The 18186-nt window shown below is 57.1% G+C and carries 15 protein-coding genes; 2 read left to right on the top strand and 13 right to left on the bottom strand.

What is annotated here, in order from left to right; translation table 11 throughout:
- Nucleotides 1-83: 83 nt before the first annotated feature.
- Nucleotides 84-926 (bottom strand): SDR family oxidoreductase, encoded by an 843-nt coding sequence (locus tag NST43_RS04840; protein ID WP_339222874.1) that lies wholly within the window; start codon nucleotides 924-926, stop codon nucleotides 84-86.
- Between the two features lie 202 nt (nucleotides 927-1128).
- Here NST43_RS04840 and NST43_RS04835 point away from each other — a divergent pair, with 202 nt between their 5' ends.
- Nucleotides 1129-2223, top strand: coding sequence for a Xaa-Pro peptidase family protein (locus NST43_RS04835; protein ID WP_339222873.1), 1095 nt, complete (start codon nucleotides 1129-1131; stop codon nucleotides 2221-2223).
- 116 nt (nucleotides 2224-2339) lie between these two features.
- Here the strand turns inward: NST43_RS04835 and NST43_RS04830 are convergent, their stop codons facing one another.
- Nucleotides 2340-3047: a queuosine precursor transporter gene (locus tag NST43_RS04830; RefSeq protein WP_339222871.1), complete on the bottom strand. Its 708-nt coding sequence runs from the start codon at nucleotides 3045-3047 to the stop codon at nucleotides 2340-2342.
- 377 nt (nucleotides 3048-3424) lie between these two features.
- On the opposite strand from NST43_RS04830, the gene NST43_RS04825 reads away from it, so the two are divergent.
- A complete protein-coding gene (locus NST43_RS04825) occupies nucleotides 3425-5035 on the top strand; it encodes a methyl-accepting chemotaxis protein (protein ID WP_339222870.1) in 1611 nt (536 codons plus the stop codon).
- A gap of 107 nt (nucleotides 5036-5142) precedes the next feature.
- Here the strand turns inward: NST43_RS04825 and NST43_RS04820 are convergent, their stop codons facing one another.
- The 11 genes from NST43_RS04820 to NST43_RS04770 form a co-directional block, all read right to left on the bottom strand.
- Complete coding sequence (locus tag NST43_RS04820) at nucleotides 5143-5469, bottom strand: YnfA family protein (protein ID WP_339222868.1); 327 nt, start codon at nucleotides 5467-5469, stop codon at nucleotides 5143-5145.
- 2 nt (nucleotides 5470-5471) lie between these two features.
- The gene (locus NST43_RS04815) at nucleotides 5472-7028 is read right to left on the bottom strand and encodes a cobyric acid synthase (RefSeq protein WP_339225335.1); all 1557 of its coding nucleotides are present in this window, start codon (nucleotides 7026-7028) and stop codon (nucleotides 5472-5474) included.
- 863 nt (nucleotides 7029-7891) lie between these two features.
- On the bottom strand, nucleotides 7892-8704 hold the full coding sequence (gene cobS / locus NST43_RS04810) for an adenosylcobinamide-GDP ribazoletransferase (RefSeq protein ID WP_339222866.1): 813 nt from the start codon (nucleotides 8702-8704) through the stop codon (nucleotides 7892-7894).
- Entirely contained in the window at nucleotides 8701-9258 is a 558-nt protein-coding gene (cobU, locus tag NST43_RS04805; protein WP_339222865.1) for a bifunctional adenosylcobinamide kinase/adenosylcobinamide-phosphate guanylyltransferase, read from the bottom strand. The genes cobS and cobU overlap by 4 nt, the downstream gene beginning before the upstream one ends.
- The gene (gene cobT, locus NST43_RS04800) at nucleotides 9255-10316 is read right to left on the bottom strand and encodes a nicotinate-nucleotide--dimethylbenzimidazole phosphoribosyltransferase (protein WP_339222864.1); all 1062 of its coding nucleotides are present in this window, start codon (nucleotides 10314-10316) and stop codon (nucleotides 9255-9257) included. The genes cobU and cobT overlap by 4 nt, the downstream gene beginning before the upstream one ends.
- Before the next feature lie 848 nt (nucleotides 10317-11164).
- A complete protein-coding gene (locus tag NST43_RS04795) occupies nucleotides 11165-12373 on the bottom strand; it encodes an aminotransferase class I/II-fold pyridoxal phosphate-dependent enzyme (protein ID WP_339225334.1) in 1209 nt (402 codons plus the stop codon).
- Nucleotides 12374-12378: 5 nt separating this feature from the next.
- On the bottom strand, nucleotides 12379-13455 hold the full coding sequence (locus NST43_RS04790; RefSeq protein ID WP_339222863.1) for a D-alanine--D-alanine ligase: 1077 nt from the start codon (nucleotides 13453-13455) through the stop codon (nucleotides 12379-12381).
- A 9-nt stretch (nucleotides 13456-13464) separates the two neighbouring features.
- Complete coding sequence (locus NST43_RS04785; protein WP_339222862.1) at nucleotides 13465-14925, bottom strand: PLP-dependent aminotransferase family protein; 1461 nt, start codon at nucleotides 14923-14925, stop codon at nucleotides 13465-13467.
- Between the two features lie 457 nt (nucleotides 14926-15382).
- Nucleotides 15383-16030: a histidine phosphatase family protein gene (locus NST43_RS04780; protein ID WP_209991614.1), complete on the bottom strand. Its 648-nt coding sequence runs from the start codon at nucleotides 16028-16030 to the stop codon at nucleotides 15383-15385.
- A 95-nt stretch (nucleotides 16031-16125) separates the two neighbouring features.
- A complete protein-coding gene (gene cbiB / locus NST43_RS04775) occupies nucleotides 16126-17091 on the bottom strand; it encodes an adenosylcobinamide-phosphate synthase CbiB (RefSeq protein ID WP_339222861.1) in 966 nt (321 codons plus the stop codon).
- 40 nt (nucleotides 17092-17131) lie between these two features.
- Nucleotides 17132-17983: an adenosylcobinamide amidohydrolase gene (locus NST43_RS04770; protein ID WP_339222860.1), complete on the bottom strand. Its 852-nt coding sequence runs from the start codon at nucleotides 17981-17983 to the stop codon at nucleotides 17132-17134.
- Between the last annotated feature and the right edge of the window lie 203 nt (nucleotides 17984-18186).

Genomic DNA, 18186 nt, shown 5'->3' with positions numbered 1-18186 from the left:
ACAATAATTATACTCCAAGCCGGTCTTATTACGCAGCAGCTCTACAGTTGCAGCAATGCTGAAGCAACACTACTGAAACCACATTACTCTAGCCCCGTCTGCTCCAGACTCCATTTCCATAATCGTGCGGCCGCTTCTGTATCCTCCGCCCGTGGCGTCAGTTCCTTGATCTTGCGGCGGTAATAATATTGCCCGCTTACCCCGTCCAGCTCCGGCGCAGTCGCCAGCAGGATGGCCGTATCTGCCCCCTGCTCAGGCGTCAGGAAGAAGCGGGACAGCAGCTTCAGCACTCCGCGCCCGAAGCCGGTCTCCCGGTTCACCCCGATACTCGTTCCCACCGCGCCCGGATGCAGACAATTCACAGTAACCCGGGTATCCTTCAGGCGAGCAGCCAGCTCATGGGTGAACAGAATATTCGCCAGCTTGGAGCGGGCGTACGCCTTAGCCGGATTGAAGCCACGGGATAACGTATGATCCTCCAGATACAGCTTGCCGAGCTTATAGGCTCCCGAAGCCACAACCACAATCCGGCCTTGTTCAGCAGATTTGAGGTTATCCAGCAGCAGGAGGGTCAGCAGGAAGTGCCCCAGATGATTCACGCCCAGATCCAGCTCGTAGCCATCTACTGTCAGCTCACGCTTCAGCGCGACCACCCCTGCGTTATTGATCAGAACATCCAGTACAGGATATTCGGCAGAGAACTCCCCGGCAAAAGCGCGAATGCTATCGAAGGAAGCAAGATCGCACAGCATCAGCCGGATCTTGCTGGAGCCGCTCTGCCGCACCGCTTCAGCAAGCGCCTCTTCTCCCCGCTTAAGGCTGCGGCAGGCCATAATGACAGTTGCTCCCCTGCGGGCCATTTCTACGGTTGTAGCCAGCCCCATCCCGGAGTTCGCACCGGTGATCAGCACGGTTTTGCCTTGCATGGACATCCTCCCCTTCCTCGCCGGCCAGCACAGCTCAAGCACCGGCCTAACCTTACTCCATATCCGAGTATATGCGATAAGCTCATGTTACATCATTTCGGAGGGTTAACATAGTCTTCGTCCGGGATGTGCAGGCTTCAGGATTATGAATTATAATGGGAACATTGCTGTTCAAGCTGTAGATGAAAGGGGAACTTTTGAAATGAATGCAGCTCTGCAACAAATGGAGCAGGACATGGCAGCCGCAAGCCTGGATGCCCTGCTCGTAACCGATCCCAAGCATGTGTACTATTTGACGGGCTTTGCCAGCAACCCGCATGAACGTTTTCTCGGCCTGCTGCTGATCCGGGGGGAAGAACCGGTGCTGATCGTTCCGGCGCTGGACGCCGAAGCCGCACATGCCGCTTCCTCAGTGAAGACGATTCTGACACACAGCGACACGGACAACCCGTACGCTCTGCTGAAGTCACGCTTCGGCAGCGTTAGTCCGGGCAGCATTGGCATCGAGAAGGAACACTTCTCCGTCAGCCGGTATGAGCTCCTCGCAGAAGCGGTCGCTGCCGGTTCCTACCAGGATATCGGCCATCTGCTCCGGGCGATGCGCGCGGTCAAGACCCCGGAGGAAGTGCGTATCATGAAGCATGCCGCCGAGCTGGTGGAGGAGGTTCTAAGGCGCGGCCTGGCGCATGTCAAAGCCGGAGTCAGTGAGATTGAACTGGTAGCGGAGCTGGAGTATCTGATGAAAAAAGTCGGCGCCTCCGGCCCCTCCTTCGACACGATGGTGCTGTCCGGTCCGAACACGGCCCTGCCGCACGGTGTACCGGGCGAACGCCTTATTCAGCCGGGCGATCTGCTGATGTTCGACCTCGGTGTGTATGCCGGAGGCTACGCTTCCGATATTACCCGCACCTTCGCGGTAGGCGAAGTGGACAGCAGACTGCGTGATATATACAATGCTGTGCTTGCTGCCAATGAAGCGGGCATTGCCGCCTCCGTGGCCGGAGCGTCCTTCGGTTCTGTCGACAAGGCGGCACGTGATGTGATTGAAGCCGCAGGTTACGGGGAGTATTTCATGCACCGTGTCGGACACGGGCTGGGCATGGACACCCATGAATATCCTTCGTTGCACGGGCTCAATACGGATATCATCCAGAACGGCAACGTCTTCACTGTTGAGCCGGGGATTTATGTGCCGGGTCTCGGCGGTGTGCGCATTGAGGATGATGTGCTAGTCACCGCAGAAGGTCCGCAGACGCTGACCCGCTTCCCCAAAGAATGGACAGTGCTTAACCTGTAATTTTGCCTGAGCGTTCAGGAAGCTTCAAGTTAGTGCGCGAGTCTGCTATATATCAAGGCACACAAAAGCCCCAGTCTCCCGGATCTTCGGGGGCTGGGGCTTTATAATGGGGAGGCTTACTCCCGGATAACAGGCTTATGCTCTTCTTCGGCAAATTTGAAGGAACGGCCCAGATACAGCACCGGCGTGCCGGCGGCCGTGAGGATGAACTTGGACAGGTAGGTGGTCAGCAGAATCTCGGTCCACACCTTCATGTCATAGGTTCCGGCAAAAGCAATCGTGCAGAAGATCAGCGTATCGACAAAGGAGCTGATCATCGTGCTGCCGTTCGAGCGAATCCATAGCTGCTTAGAGCTGCCGTAATACTTCCGGATCCAGGCGTAGAGCCGTACATCCAGGAACTGGCTGATAAAATAAGCGGTCAGACTGCCCAACGCCAGTCTCGGCATCAGGCCGAATATCGTCTGCAGCGCGGATTGGGCAATGTCCGTCTCCTGCGGCTTGAACACCAGCACCATCTGCATAATGACGGTAGTCATCAGCAGCGTGAAGAAGCCGAACCACACAGCACTCCGGGCTTCAGCCCGGCCGTACCGCTCATTGAGCAGGTCACTGGTCATATAGAGCGTGACATACATCGTATTGCCCAGCGTCATCACTATATCGAACGGCATCGCAATCGTCTTGGCTACCTGGATATTAGCGACTACAGTAGCCATGCCGACCCAGGCGTAGAGCCCTTTTTTACCGAATAAGCGGTAGCACAGCAGAAAAAACACAAAATTAACGACAACAAAACAAACGCCCCACAACAAGTTAAACATAATGCCTGGTATTCCTCCTAGTTTTGGTTACGCGGGATGGTTACGAACCGCGGATCACAGTAGTCAAAAACAAAACATATTTACTCTATCACATACTAAGCTAACATGCTATGGAATTTTAAATTTTCAGAAAGACGGCATTTCGTTGCTTCTTTTTGGCGAATTGGTGATAGAGTCGTTAAATATTCAGCTTTTTCTGAAAATAATGCAGCATATAGCAAATTTTCACTATTCAACCGGAGGTTAATTCTATAGAATATGGAGATTAAGATGCAATTCACGGAAAAGGAGCGAATGCCATGTTTGGCTTTAAAAAATCAATTAGTCGCAAGTTTACGCTGTTGCTGTTTGTCGTCTTGTTACTCACTTCTCTTACGTTGAGTATCAGCTTCTACATTATATCTATCGGTACCATTAAGAGCTATGTCATTCCGCAGATCGACAAGTCTCTGACTGCTGCCGCCCAGGATGCCTATAAGAACCTGAATGCAACCAGTGCGCAGCAGACCCTGAACAAGAATGAGCAGGCCAGGACCAATGTCGAATTCTATCTGGAGGATAAGCGTAAAAAACTGGATGTGGATACTATCTTCCTCATCAATCTGAAGGATGGCCAGGCCACTGTCCTGACCGCAGATCATGGCGCCAAGCTCAAACCGGATGAAGCGATAGAAGTATCGCCTGCCATGGAGCAAGCCTCCAAAGGTAAGACCGGACTTAGTGAAATTTATAGTGATAGCCACGGTATACATAAAAGTGCTTATGTAGGTGTTCCCGGAACGACCATGATTGTGGCCGCAAGCGCCGATATGGACTTCGTCCAAGACAAGATGAGCAGCATCCTGTGGACAAGCGCAGGAATTACTCTGCTGGCGCTGGTGATAGGGGTCACTGCCGCAGGCTTCATGAGCCGCAGAATTACCCGCCCGATCACTAAGCTTGCAGCCTACAGCAACAAGCTGGCGGGCGGCGACTTCACCGAAGCGCTCACCCTGGGGGGTACCGATGAAGTTGGACAGCTCTCCGAAAGCTTCCGCATCATGAGTGAGCGGCTGAAGGAGATGATCGGACATGTGCTGGATACCTCCGGGACAGTAGTGGCCGATTCCAATGATCTGAAGACGCGTGTCCAGATCCTGAATGAGATGGCTGAACATTCGGCGGCCTCTGTGGAAGAGATCGGCAAGGGCAGCACCATGATTGCCAGCAGCGCGATGGATAACTCTCGGGCCATGGATGAGATCAATATGGGCATTCAGCATATTGCCTCCGCCGCCGGTGAGGTCACCGAGCAGATCAGCGAGGCTTCCACCGAAGCCCAGAGCGGCAACGACATTGCCCAGAGTGCAGTGGAGCAGATGCGCCAGGTAGAGCAGGCCTCCGAACAGTCGCTGGAGCAGTTCCGCTTGATGAACGAACGCTCGCTGATGATCGGTGAGGTCGTGCAGGGGATTACCGAGATTACCAAGCAGATTCAGATGCTGTCGCTTAATGCTTCCATTGAGGCCGCCCGTGCCGGGGAGCATGGCCGCGGATTCGCTGTTGTGGCCGGTGAAGTGCGTAAGCTGTCCGAGCAGTCCAAGGAATCCAATGAGCAGATCCGTGAATTCCTGCTGAGTCTGCAGGCGGATATGAACCAGTCCGTATCCGAAATGAACCATGTCAACGCCGAAGTGGCTTCCGGGATGAACAAGGTGGTCGAAGCCGGTAATGCCTTCAACCATCTGCTGATCCTCATTCAGAGCATCAATCAGAGCATCCAGTCCGTCTCTGCCGCCACTCAGCAGATCTCGGCAGGCACCGAGGAAGTCAGTGCCTCTGTAGAAGAAACGGCGCAGATTACTGCCAAGTCGCAGCAGAACGCAGACACACTTGCCGACAACTCGGCACGCCAGCACGAGGAGCTGGAAGGCCACGCCCTGACCGTCGAGCACCTCTACCAGCAGGCCGTGAAGCTGCAAAAGGCTGCTCAGCAGTTTAAGATTTGAGGGTGCTGAGAAAGAACTATTCAACTCAACTAACAAATAGAAAAAGCAGTTCCCGAGGCTACGCGGCCTTTGGAACTGCTTTTTTTTGGAAAAGTGAAGAATGTTGCTCAGTGTCTTGGTGCCCATAAAATGACGGATACCCCGATGACGCAGATGCCGGCTCCGATCCAGTCGTAGAGATCCGGCGTCTTGCGGTCCACCAGCCAGCCCCACAGTACAGCCAGGACGATGAATACTCCGCCATAAGCAGCGTATACCCGGCCGAATGAAGGAAACTTCTGCAAGGTCGGGATTATACCATAACCGATCAGGATAACCGAGCCTGCTAATCCATACCATAACGGGCGCGATTCCCGCAGCCAGAGCCAGACGAGGTATCCGCCGCCGATCTCAGCGAGACCAGCTACGACAAACAGCAGCACGGCAAGCAGCATCGCTATTCTCCCCCTCCCGGCAGGCCCATGATTGCATATACCGCCTCCATATTCAAATGGGACTCTACAGCATCTGCCAGCCGGTCGAATTCCTGCTCACGGAGTGCAGCAGCCGAGAAGGTGGCGGTTAGCGGTGCCAGTCCCTTGGAAATGCGCAGTCCGTTCAGCCAGTTCCGGCGCAGCCCGTCGTTATGGAACAGTCCGTGCAGATAGCTGCCCCAGACTCTGCCGTCCCGTGTCCCCCAGCCCTCCGGCACAGCATTCCCTTCCGGTCCGGCCAGTGTAAACAGGCTGATTACAGAAGATGGATCGTGGTTCGTAGTTGTTCCCATATGTATCTCATACCCGGCAACAGGCAATGCTTCAGGTGTTACGCCGGTGGCTGCGGCGCTTAAGCGCAGGGGGTGATCCGCAGCCAGTCCGCCGCTCACCCGCACCGTAGTCTTGTGCTGGAGAAAAGCCGTCGAGAGCGGCAGATATCCCAGCCCCTCGCTCTCCCCCGGCTCCGCACTCTCTACGGCATAGGGATCAAGCAGCTTCAAGCCCAGCATCTGATACCCGCCGCAGATCCCGGCAAGCTGTTGCGTTCCCCGCTCCAGCGCAAGCTCGATTGCTGCCGGGAACCCCTGCTCGCGCAGATATTGCAGGTCAGCAGCGGTGTTTTTCGTGCCCGGCAGGATAATGACATCCGGTGTTCCAAGCTCATCGGCTGACTGCACATAACGCACAGTAGCATCCGGCTCCTCCTCCAGCGGATCGAAATCGGTGAAGTTGGAGATCCGTGGATAACGGATGACCGCGATATCAAGCTCCTTCGCGGACTCCTCCCGTTGACGGCCGGACGTTCCTTCCAGTACTACGGAATCCTCCGCCTCAATCCGCAGCTGCGGCAGGAACGGCAGCACCCCCAGCACCGGTATGCCTGTACGCTCTTCCAGCCAGTCCAGTCCGGGCTGCAACAGGGAGACATCCCCACGGAATTTATTGATGATGAAGCCCTTGACCCGGGCGCGTTCATGCGGTTCCAGCAGCTCCAGGGTACCGACGATGAAGGCGAAGACCCCGCCCCGGTCAATGTCGGCGACCAGCAGCACGGGTGCATCCGCCCATCCGGCCAGATTCATATTGACGATATCCCGGCTCTTGAGGTTGATCTCCGCCGGACTGCCCGCGCCTTCCATCAGCACAATATCATAATCCTCCCGCAGCCGTCCGAGCGCATCCATTACGGTGCCTTTGGCTTCGGGGAGGAACTTCTCGCGGTATTCCCTTGCGCTGAGCGCGGCATGCGGCACCCCGTGCACAACAATCTGCGCACTCATCTCCCCGGAGGGCTTCAGCAGAATCGGATTCATATCGCTGGTAGCCGTAATGCCGAATGCTTCCGCCTGCATCCCCTGGGCACGGCCGATTTCCTTGCCGTCCGCTGTGACATATGAATTCAGCGCCATATTCTGCGACTTGAACGGGGCGGTCCGGTAGCCGTCCCGGGTCATAATCCGCCCGATGGCGGCGGTGACCAGGCTTTTGCCGACATCGGAGGCGGTCCCCTGGATCATCAGCACAGCGCCGGGCCGCCGCTGACCGGCTTCCGCTGCCCTGGCTGGGCTAGTGTATGCGGCTGTATCTTCCATGTTCGTCTTCCTCCTCTATTCAGTCTACATTTTTGTGGGGAAAGACTCCAACTAACTCCGACTAATTCTGATGGTTTTCTCTCTCATCGGCCGCTTGTATGGAGAGCGTTGTTGCACATTTTGCAGGATTTATCTATAAATGTTACTGGCTGAAGCACAATGTTGCATAATTTGCAGAAATTACGGTGGTTAGTCTAAGTTAACGCTGGATTTGTTGCATTTCGTGCAGGATTTCTGCATAAGCCGCTTCTATTGGGCAGCATTGTTGCACTTCTTGCAGGATTTATCTATAAATGTTACTGGCTGTGGTGGAGATTGGTCCCATCCCTCAGCGCAGCAGCACCCATTGTATTCAGGTATCCGCATATATTCGGTCCGTCCCCCCGCCGCTGGTGTAAATCTGATTATGCATTAGTAATCATCAGATTTACACTTGTGAGCACCGCTTTAACTTATCGCTTGCTGAGAGTTCACCGGGCCCCGTTTAGGGTGCAAGGGTGGCTTAATAGCAGTTTGTACAACTAAATCGCCGGGTCTGCCACCGAATCCCCGTTTAGTTGTATTTCTGCAATTAAACCGCCTCTATATCTCGATTTTCGCCCATTCAGGTAAATTTAGTTGTACAGACTACAGGTACAAGAAGAAAGCCTGCCGGTTCACTGTTTTTAGTTGCACAGAATACATTTATCTCTGATTGTTCGCTACGAACGCGGCGCGAAACGGCGCATAAATGCTGCGTAGGCATGGCGCATAATTCAGACGGGCGCGGCCAGTTACCGCGCGGTCCGCTAAGGCAGGTTGTGCTGAACCAGTACCAGCACAAGCAGGACCACCGTCTCCAGCAGCTCGCCCAGCGCGCCGTAGACGTCGCCGGTGAGCCCGCCGAGCCGGCTGTTGATCCGCCGCGCAGCGAGCCTGCCGCAGGCCGCCGCAGCCAGCGGCGCCAGGATGGCCGCAGCCGCCAGCAGCGGCCAGGCCCCGCTGCCCGCGCCCAGCGCCAGAGGCGCAGCGGCAGCGGCCAACGTCAGCAGCGCGGCGCTAAGGCCCGCGCGCCGCTCCTGCCGGGCAGGCAGCCCGCCGAAGGTGGCGGCCAGCCCTTCATTGCCGCGGGCCAGGGGATAGCGGGCCATCGCCCGCACCATGTACCAGCGGCCCCAGACCGGCGGCAGCAGGAGCAGCGGCAGCAGGCTGAAGCTGCCGCCTTCGAGCCATGCCGCCAGCAGCGAGGCCTTCAGCAGCAGGAGCAGCACGCAGGCCAGCACGCCCATAGCGCCGACACGGCTGTCTTTCATGATCTCCAGCATCCGCTCCCTGGAGCGGTAGCTGAGCAGCGCGTCGGCGCTGTCCATCCAGCCGTCCAAGTGCAGCCCGCCGGTCAGCCCCACCCACAGGATGAGGGTGATTACAGCGGCAGGCCAGGCCGGCAGCAACCAGCCTGCTGCGGCGGCGCCCAGTGCGGTGCTAAGGCCGATGGCTGCCCCGACGAGCGGATAATAGACCACGCTCGCGCGCAGCAGCTCCGGCGAGAAGTCTTCCTTGGTGCGGACCGGAAACCGCGTCAGGAACTGAAACGCGGCCGCAGCATTTCCCCGCGCACTCACAGGAGATACTCCCGGCTTCTCAGCTCAACCGGGATTCCGGCGGTAACGAGAAAGACCTGTCCGCACCGGGCAGCCAGCCTGGCGTTCATTCTTCCCGCCAGATCACGGTACAGCCGCCCCAGCGCATATTCCGGCACAATACCGCCGCCCACTTCATTCGTAACCAGAATCAGCGTGCCCGCGAAGCCGGAGACAGCCTGCTCCAGTTCGGCAATTGCAGCCTCTACTAATTCCTTCCTGTCACTTCGCTCCTCCACAGCCAGCAGCTGATTCGACAGCCAGAGCGTCAGGCAGTCCACCAGCACAGTCTGGCCACTGCCGGAGAGCCGCCCCAGCAGTGCTGCGAGCTTAAGCGGCTCCTCCAGCGTCTCCCACTGGAAGCCGTCCGCCTGCCGCTGCTGCCGGTGCAAGGCAATCCTCGCCTCCATCTCCTCATCAAAAGCCTGTCCAGTCGCCACATAGACCGCCTGCTGCGAGTCAGCCAGCTTGCGGGTCAGACGCTCGGCGAAGCCGCTTTTGCCGCTGCGTGCCCCGCCCGTGACCAGAATGCTCATACGCTCTCCGAGCCGGAGACACCCGCACTCTCGAAGGTTGCCATCTCACGCATAATCCGGCAGACCGCTTCGATGAAATGCAGACACAGCGCGCCCCCGGTGCCTTCACCCAGCCGCAGGCCCATATCAATCAGCGCTTCCAGACCGAGGCGGTCCAGCATCAGCTTATGCCCCTGCTCACCAGAGACATGGGAAGCGATCATATACGCTGTGGATTCCGGTGCCAGTGCCCGGGCGATCAGGGCAGCCGCCCCGGAGATGAAGCCGTCCAGAATGACCGGAATCCTCAGGGCCGCCGCACCGAGAATCAGCCCGGCCAGCCCGGCAATCTCAAGCCCCCCGACCTTGGCGAGCACATCAACCGGATCTGTAGGGTCGGGGTTATTCACCTGGAGGGCACGTTCGATTACCGAGATTTTGTGCTGAAGCCGCTCATCGTTAATGCCTGTCCCCCGTCCTGCCGCCGTCTCTGCCGGAATGCCTTCGAGTGCGCACAGAACCGCCGCACTGGCTGTCGTATTCCCGATGCCCATCTCCCCGGTAATAAAAATCTCCGTTCCGTTCTTCACTGCCTCCTGCGCCACATGAATTCCGGCCAGAATCGCGCGCAGCGCATCCTCCCGGCTCATCGCCGGACCTGCTGCCATATTATCTGTGCCCCGGCGGACCTTGCGGTTAATCAGCTGCGGGTGGTCGATATCACCATTGATCCCGATGTCCACGAACTGCACCTCAGCACCGCCCTGGCGGGCCAGCACATTCACCGCCGCCCCGCCGCTGAGGAAGTTATAGGCCATCTGCATGGTCACCTCCTGCGGAAAAGCACTGACGCCTTCACAGCAGACCCCATGGTCTGCGGCCATAACCACTACCGTTCGTTTGCTGTAGCAGGGCTGCTCTACTTTGGAGATTCCGGCCAGCCGGACAGCCAGCGCCTCCAGCCGCCCGAGGCTTCCGGGCGGCTTGGTCAGACTGTTCAGGCGGAGCACCGCGCGCAGTGTAGCTTTTTCGTCAGGCGGGGCGATCCGTCCGGTTACTTCTTGAATGGCTGAGATCATGATATTGCCTCCTATTAGATAGTGCGAATTAGATAGTGCGAATGCGGACTCCCGCTGCAAGAATACATCTGTGTCTGCTGATCAGGTTACGTTGAAGTTGTGTAACAGTCATTGAAGTTTAAATTCGCAAGTATTACAGGCCATGCCGCTCATTAGCGAACAGAAGGGCCTAGCCTGTATGAGAAGGATAAATTTAGTCAAATTGCTGCTATGGAGGTGGTGCAGTGTATAAGCATGCACTGTAAAAGTTGCAGGGTGCGGGGTGTGCGGGGTGGTGGAGTGGTGCGGCGTGTGGCAGGTCAAGTTAGCTGAAATCAAGTGCACTAATACCCCTCATTTGACCGCCTAGCCTCGTTTCGCCGAAATCAAGTGCACTAATACCCCTCATTCAACCGACTAGCCTCATTTCTCCGAAATCAGGTGCACTAATGCTCCTCATTTGACCGCCTAGCCCCATTTCGCCGAAATCAGGTGCACTAATGCTCCTCATTCAACCGTCGAGCCCCATTTCACCAAATTCAGGTGCACTTGTGCACCTGAGCACAGTAGGATCAAAGGGATTTCCTTCTCCCATCTCCTTCACCAGCCTACTCCCACCATAACCAGAGGGATTTCTCCCCCTCAACCCTTCCACCAGCCTACATCCCGCCACAATTACCTAGTTACCTGCCAACCGCCTACCCGCCCGCCAACTTTCAGCACCATCAAGCTCCCACCGGCTCCCCTTCCCCCATTACAAGCCCAAAAGCCCCCTCCAAATGAAGAAGGGGGCTTCCTTATCCGGCGGCGGGCCGGATGCTGTTACAATATCCCTATTTCTTCCTTTAAGGATTATAGGTGATATGAAATCATCTTACAATTACATTTTTACCTGCAACACTATGCAGCATTGTCACCTTCGTGAAGTCTTCCAGCCGCTCCAGCGCTTCGGTCAGCTTCGCCGTAGAAGCGGCGTAGGAGCAGCGGATATAGCCTTCCCCTCCAGCTCCGAACACATGGCCCGGCACCACGGCAACCCCTGCCTCCTGCAGCAGGCGCATGGCGAACTCTTCTGACCCGAGCCCGGTGCGGCTGATCGAAGCGAAGGCATAGAAGGCCCCTTGCGGCATATGGCAGGACAATCCGGCGGACCGCAGGCCCTCCACGATCAGCGAGCGGCGTTCCTTGAAGCACGCCTTCATCCGCTCCATATCCGGGAGCGCACTGCGCAGCGCCTCGACCGCAGCAATCTGTCCCGGCAGAGGTGCGCACATGGCGGTGTATTGATGGATTTTGAGCATCGCCGAGAGCAGTTCACGGTTCCCGCAGGCATAGCCCACCCGCCAGCCCGTCATGGCAAAAGCCTTCGAGAACCCGCTGATCACCACCGTCCGCTCCTGCATCCCGGGCAGGGAGGCGATGCTTACATGCTTGCTGTCGTAGGTCAGCTCGGCATAGATCTCATCGGAAATGACAATCAGGCCATGCTCCTTCACCACTTCAGCCACCGGCAGCCAGTCCTCATAAGTCATGACCGCCCCCGTAGGATTGCTTGGAAAATTCACGATCAGCAGCTTCGTGCGCGGCGTTACCGCCTTACGCAGAGCTTCGGCAGTGAGCTTAAAACCTTCCTCCGCCTTTGTCTCCACCGGTGCCAGCGCCCCACCGTTCAGGTAGGCAATAGGCGCATAGGCAACATATCCAGGAGCAGGAATCAGCACCTCGTCGCCCGGAGCAATGAAGGCACGCAGCGCCAGATCCACCGCTTCACTGCTGCCCACCGTGACCAGAATCTCATCCGCAGGATCGTAACGCAATCCGAAGCCGGTCTGCATATAGCCCGCAATCTCCTCCCGCAGCTCCGGCAGTCCGCTGTTAGAGGTGTACCCCGTCTCCCCGCGATCCAGCGCACGGATGCAGGCAGCTCTAACTTGCGCGGGTGTTGCGAAGTCCGGCTCGCCTACTCCGAGTGATATAATATCGTTGTTACCCGCAGCCAGATCAAAAAAAGCCCGGATGCCCGAAGGCGGAATCTCTTGTAAGCGTGGATTAATAATGAAGGCATTGTCCCTACTCATCGTGCTCATAGCCTGACACCTCCATATTCTACAGGCTGCGCTTGAGGGACCTGATGGGTATGATTGGCATAATCATGATCGGCTTGCTGCGCTTCCTTGACTTGCCCCTGCGGCTTAACTCCTGTATCCGCAACCGTCTGCGCTCCCTCTCCAGATGCACCTTGCAGCCCCCCGCGCTCCCGCAGTGATCTGGTAATAATCTCATCCAACAAGCTGCTGAAGTCTATCCCGGCTGCCTCGGCACTCTGGGGCAACAGGCTGGTTGCCGTCATTCCGGGCAATGTATTCACCTCCAGCACATAAGGGATGCCATCCTTCAGCAGCATATCCACCCGTGCATACACTGCGCATTTGAGCGCCCGATAGCAGGTTAACGCCGCCGTCCGCACCTGTTCCTGCAACGCATCCGGCAGCCGGATGATCCGTTCCTCCGCTCCGCCCTGCTCGTATTTGGCCTCATAATCGAACCAGTCCGCACCCAGCGCTTGAATCCCGATGACCGGCAGCATCTCTCCCCCCAGGATGGAGCAGGTAATCTCCTGTCCCGGGATGTAGTGTTCAATCAGCACCGCCCCTCCATCCGCACTGGCAAAAGCTTTTTCCACCGCTTCCCGCAGCTCCTCTGGCCCTCTTACCTTGGTCATGCCGATGCTGGACCCGCCGGAATTCGGCTTCACCATCACCGGATAACCGAGCCGCTGCACGGCTTCCGGGGCATAGTCCTCCATGCTGTCCCAGCACAGCCAGTCGGGTGTGGGAATGCTTTTGCTGCGGATGATCGTCTTGGCCAGCCCTTTATCCATACATAAGCTGCTTGCGAGCACCCCGCTCCCGGAATATGGAATTCCGAGCGTCTCCAGGGCTCCCTGCACTGTACCATCTTCCCCGTAGGCCCCATGCAGGGCGAGCAGAGCGAAGTCCAGTCCCGCTGCCCCTTCCAGCAGCTCTTTGCGCGAGGTAATGTGTACCGGAACCGCTGTGTATTTTGCCGGATCAAGCGCCTTCAGCATCTCCCTGCCGGTCTTCAGCGACACCTTATATTCGGACGACACCCCGCCCATAATCACACCTACTCTTAGCATATCCGCACCTCATTCTCCCATGATTTGCCTTGCTGTCTTCCCGATGATTGCAATACCCCTCACGATATCCTCATCCGCCACCCTGGAGAATCCCAACCGCAACGTATTCTGTCCTGCACCGTCTGTGAAGAAGATGTCTCCCGCTGTAAAAATAACCCCCTGCCCATGGCAGGCCGCCAGCAATTCTCTTGTATTGAAGCCTTCCGCAAACGTTACGAAGAGATGCAGCCCGCCATCACCCGACAAGGAGGCATACGGAATATGCTCTTTACAACAGGCTAAGGTCAGTTCGTATTTGCGTTTATACTCCAGCCGGGCTTTTTTGAGATACTTCTCCAGGTTGCCGCCCAGCAGGTATTGATACAGAATGGACTGGTCGAGCGTCGAGGTATGAATGGTCCGCGCCCGCTTCACACTCTCCAGATAATAGATCAGCTCCTCATCCGCCAGCACCCAGCCCACCCGCAGCCCGGGGAACAGGACTTTGGAAAAGCTGCCGAGATACACCACGCCGTTCCCGCCACCCGCCGCCGCAATTAACGGAGCCACATGGGCGCCGGAATAGCGCAGTTCCTCGTTGAACCCGTCCTCAATCACCGGCACGTTGTAGTCCTGCATCAGCTTCATTAGCCTTTGTCTTTTCTCGGGGGACATGACGATGCCGGTGGGATTGTGGTAGGAGGGAACCAGATAAGCACAGTCGTATGGCCGCGCCTCCAGCGCCTGCTTCAGCTCCCCGAGGTGGATGCCGTCCCGCTCCATCTTGACCCCGTGAATTCCGAAGCCGTGCAGCTTCAGATTCTTGATCGCCGTATGATGCGTCGGATTCTCGCAGACCACTGTGCCATGACGCTTGCCGAGAGCCGACAGCACCAGGTCGAATCCCTCCGTGAACCCGTTCGTAATCAGCAGATCCTTCCCGCGCAGATCCACGCCTTTATGCTCCATATATTGTTTGAGATAGTCTATTAATGGCTTATAGCCTTTGGCATATCCATAGTTCAGCAGAACGTTGCCCTCTACGGACATACGCTCCAGAAACGCTCTACGCACATGGTCCAGATCGAAGAGACGCTCATCCGGGGCGATGCTGGTAAAAGAAATCGTGCCCTTCTCCGCGCGTATCCCCCGCTTCATAATATCCAGTTCCTCCGCGAGCAGCGCCTGACTGCTGAGCCGCTCTGTCCAGTCCAGCATCCATGGGGCGGCTTCCGCACCGTTCTGCGCTGCCGCACCTTGTGCGACATAACTGCCCTGGCCCTGTACGGTGTAGGCGAAACCATCGTCTTCCAGACCTTCATACGCCGAGATCACCGAGTTCCGGCTGACCTTCAGCAAGGTGCTCAGCTCACGTGTGGAGGGCAGCTTCTGCCCGCCTTGGAGCGCGCTTTTGATGATGAGATGCTTCATGTAATCCTTCACCTGGATCGATACCGGACGCCCGGCAATGAGCTTGAAATCCTTAAACATCCTGTGATCGCCTCCATAGCTATCATGGCACAGACGCTGCCGTAAAAAAAGAACCACCGCCCCGGGATTTTCTTCCGGGCGTGGTTCTGTGGGGGATGAGGGGCGGGAACGGGTGATATCGGCGGATACGGCTGGGATTTGATTATCGGGTATACTCTGGACACCATTTAGGCGCTCCTCTTAGGGTTCTATTGTATTTTGTACAATCAGATTAGCGTATATTGGCCTCTTTTCGCGTTCTGCTGCATTATGTACATTAGAAATGTGGATTTCGCACGTTATGGGGGCAATTGCTGATATTCAGTTGCAGGAAATACAGCAGAACGGGTTCTGGCACGGTTATTAGACCAATCTGCTGTACATAGTGCAATCACCCGTTAGTAGTTGCGCGGAATCATCTGCGTTAGCGATAGCGTATACGTTAGCTGAATGCTTAACATCAGCGGTTGCGCCACATTCACCCGTTAGCATTCTCAGCTGCCATGTGCCAGCACCCTCCATCACTCTGCAGGCGCAGGACCGTAACCTCACCTGGAGCTGGCGCTGCTGCGGTATAGAATGTCAGGCCTTCAATGATCTGCGCCAGCAGTTGCCGGATAACGCCGCCGTGGGTTACCAGTAATATACGGGATACTTTGGGAGCCTGCACCTCCCGCTGAAGCTGCGTCCAGAAATGATCAACCCGGGCGGCGAATTGCGTCCACGCCTCCCCTTCCGGGGGCGTTGCCTCCTCAGGGTTGTCAATCCAGCGCCGGTACAGCGGATTATCCTTGAGCTGATCATACGTGCAGCCTTCCCACGCTCCGAAGTCCATCTCCCGTAGCCGGGTATCATAGACTGCCTGCGGCATCAGATGCGGAACCAAGGCCACCAGAGTCTCTCTGCAACGGCGCAGGTCACTGCAATAGACGCGGCGGAATTCCCCGCCAAGCGGCGGCTGTGTCTGTAGCTTCTCAAGCCGCTCTGCCTCTCCCGGCACAAGCGGCAAATCGGTGCTGCCCAGATAACGGTGTTCCTTATTCCACTGGGTATAGCCGTGACGGATTAACACCAGTTCCAGTTCTGGCTGTGCAGGGTTGGTCTGAGGTGACTGTGTACTCTGCAACTTTTGAGCCTCCTGATCTCCCCAAGTTTCCTGAGTGTTCTGAACTTTCTGGACAGCTGAGAGGAATCCCCCGCACCCCACTCTTTCCATCCCAATCAACCCCCGATCCCGTGCCATAGCAGGGCAACGGCTGCACAGATGCAGACAAATATTGCGGATGACCACATCATCATCCGTGAAGTGACAATAATATCCTCCGGCTTAAGCGTCCGCAGCGGATCACCCATGTAAGCACGGAAGGAGGTTACGCCATGGTATACATTCTCACCGCCGAGCCGGATGCCAAGTGCTCCGGCGACTGCCGATTCCGGGTAGCCGCTGTTCGGGCTGGGATGAAGACGGGCATCCCGGCGAACCGTGTTCCAGCATCTGCTCCAGTCCAGCCGCAGAAGCGCAGCACACAAGGTTAAGAGCAGCGCGGTCATCCGCGCCGGTATGTAGTTGGCGACATCATCCAGCCGGGCGGAAGCCCAGCCGAGGTCGCGGTATTTATCGTTCTTGTAGCCGACCATAGAATCCAGCGTGTTCACTGCACGGTAGGCCATGGCCAGTGGCGCTCCGCCCAGCAGTGCGAAGAACAGCGGCGAGATGATCGCATCGACGATATTCTCTGCCACCGTCTCCACCGTGCCGCGGACAATCTCCGGGCTATCCAGATGAGCCGTATCGCGGCCGACGATCATCCCAAGCGCCCGGCGGGCGGCGGGCAGATCCTCCGAACGCAGCTCTGCGTAAACTGCCATGCCCGCATCCTTCAGCCCTTTGGAGGCAATGGTGGTCGAGATTAGCCAAACTTCGGCAATCCCGGCCAGCCAGGGGGACAGACGGGCGAGCAGCACGACAACCAGCGCAGTCAACACCCATGCGCCGCCTGCCACTAGCAGCGGAAGGAGAATCCCCGCCCGCTTCAGAGCACTGGGCGTTGCGGCGAAGCGGCGAATCCCCCGCTCCAGGGCACTAATCGCCTTCCCCATATAGATAACGGGATGGGGAAATGTGCGCGGATCACCGACTATCCGGTCCACAATATAAGCAGAGAGCAGAATGATAGCAAGCCTCACCTTGGCTCACCCTGCCGCTCTGTATAGCAGTCCGTGTTCGTCATTCCCGGCCGCCGCTCTGAGAGACACGGGGCTGCGCAGGTCGTGATGCCTGTAACGCTTCCGTATCTCCTCCTTGTGCAGCCTGCGATTCTTCCTCTTGCGCTCTACTCAAGGATTGCGCAGCCTTCACCGAACGCAGGCTCTCCGTCACCGTGCTGTACACCAGCCGGCCAATCGCTCCGCCAAGGTCGGTCGCCGTCCCGGCATACACATGCTCCGCAGCATAGCGGCGGCTTCCGCTCACCGCCACTACCATGGCATCCGTAGTGGTTCCGGTTGCGCTAAGCCCATTCTCGGAATCCTTGATTCCGAGGTCTGCCAGCGCCGCAGCCTTCGCTTCAGTAGCCGTCATCACAGCGTTGACCATGGCCGACTGGGACAGCCAGCCGTCAATCCCAAGCATGATGTTGATTGTGCCCGGGCGGTAGGCCGCCAATACGCTGCGCTGCGATCCGGCCCGGGCAGCATTACCCGCTGCTGCTGTCACACAGCAGAAAATCCCCGCTGATCCGGTATCCTTCTCGGCAACAGCGGCGTGCTCCAGGGGAACAGCCGTCATCAGACCTGCGCAGCCTTCCAGCGGGTAGCCCCACTCCTGAAGCTTGTTTTCCAGATCCTGCACCGGATTGCTGCATTCGTAGTCCCGGCTGACGTACTGGTTCACCGCCCGCTTCAGACGCCCCGAGCCACCGCCATACACCGCACTCGAGATACTGTCCGCTTCAGCCGGAAAATCCAGCAGCAGATGGCCCTCCCGCCATTCCAGCACCAGCCCGGGCCACACCTTGCTGTGGTACGTCTTCACTCCGTGTTCAAGATTAAAAGGCAGGTCTACCTCTACTTTTTCCACGCTGCATCTACTCCCTTCAACAGTAAGACTATTCAGGAATCTGTCCTATCCTTATATTATCTCGTTTCCATATAATTTTTTCCAGAAAAAACTGACACCCGGAATTCCGGACGTCAGTCTCATCTGTCAAGTTGTACGGGGAATCCGTGGTATCATCCGGCAGCTTCAGGTTAATATTGTCTTCCGGCTGCGGGTTTACACGC

Origin of the sequence: Paenibacillus sp. FSL H8-0332, from assembly GCF_037963835.1 — a bacterium.
Lineage (GTDB): Bacteria > Bacillota > Bacilli > Paenibacillales > Paenibacillaceae > Paenibacillus_AQ > Paenibacillus_AQ rhizoplanae.
Note: the sequence above shows the minus strand (reverse complement) of the source record. Positions and strands in the feature narration are given on the sequence as shown.

Bases quoted from the DNA above. Each gene is read 5' to 3' on its own strand.
- NST43_RS04840 (WP_339222874.1), bottom strand. From the start codon at position 926: ATGCAAGGCAAAACCGTGCTGATCACCGGTGCGAACTCCGGGATGGGG.
- NST43_RS04835 (WP_339222873.1), top strand. From the start codon at position 1,129: ATGAATGCAGCTCTGCAACAAATGGAGCAGGACATGGCAGCCGCAAGC.
- NST43_RS04830 (WP_339222871.1), bottom strand. From the start codon at position 3,047: ATGTTTAACTTGTTGTGGGGCGTTTGTTTTGTTGTCGTTAATTTTGTG.
- NST43_RS04820 (WP_339222868.1), bottom strand. From the start codon at position 5,469: ATGCTGCTTGCCGTGCTGCTGTTTGTCGTAGCTGGTCTCGCTGAGATC.
- NST43_RS04815 (WP_339225335.1), bottom strand. From the start codon at position 7,028: ATGATCCAGGGGACCGCCTCCGATGTCGGCAAAAGCCTGGTCACCGCC.
- cobU (WP_339222865.1), bottom strand. From the start codon at position 9,258: ATGAGCATTCTGGTCACGGGCGGGGCACGCAGCGGCAAAAGCGGCTTC.
- cobT (WP_339222864.1), bottom strand. From the start codon at position 10,316: ATGATCTCAGCCATTCAAGAAGTAACCGGACGGATCGCCCCGCCTGAC.
- NST43_RS04795 (WP_339225334.1), bottom strand. From the start codon at position 12,373: ATGAGTAGGGACAATGCCTTCATTATTAATCCACGCTTACAAGAGATT.
- NST43_RS04790 (WP_339222863.1), bottom strand. From the start codon at position 13,455: ATGCTAAGAGTAGGTGTGATTATGGGCGGGGTGTCGTCCGAATATAAG.
- NST43_RS04785 (WP_339222862.1), bottom strand. From the start codon at position 14,925: ATGTTTAAGGATTTCAAGCTCATTGCCGGGCGTCCGGTATCGATCCAG.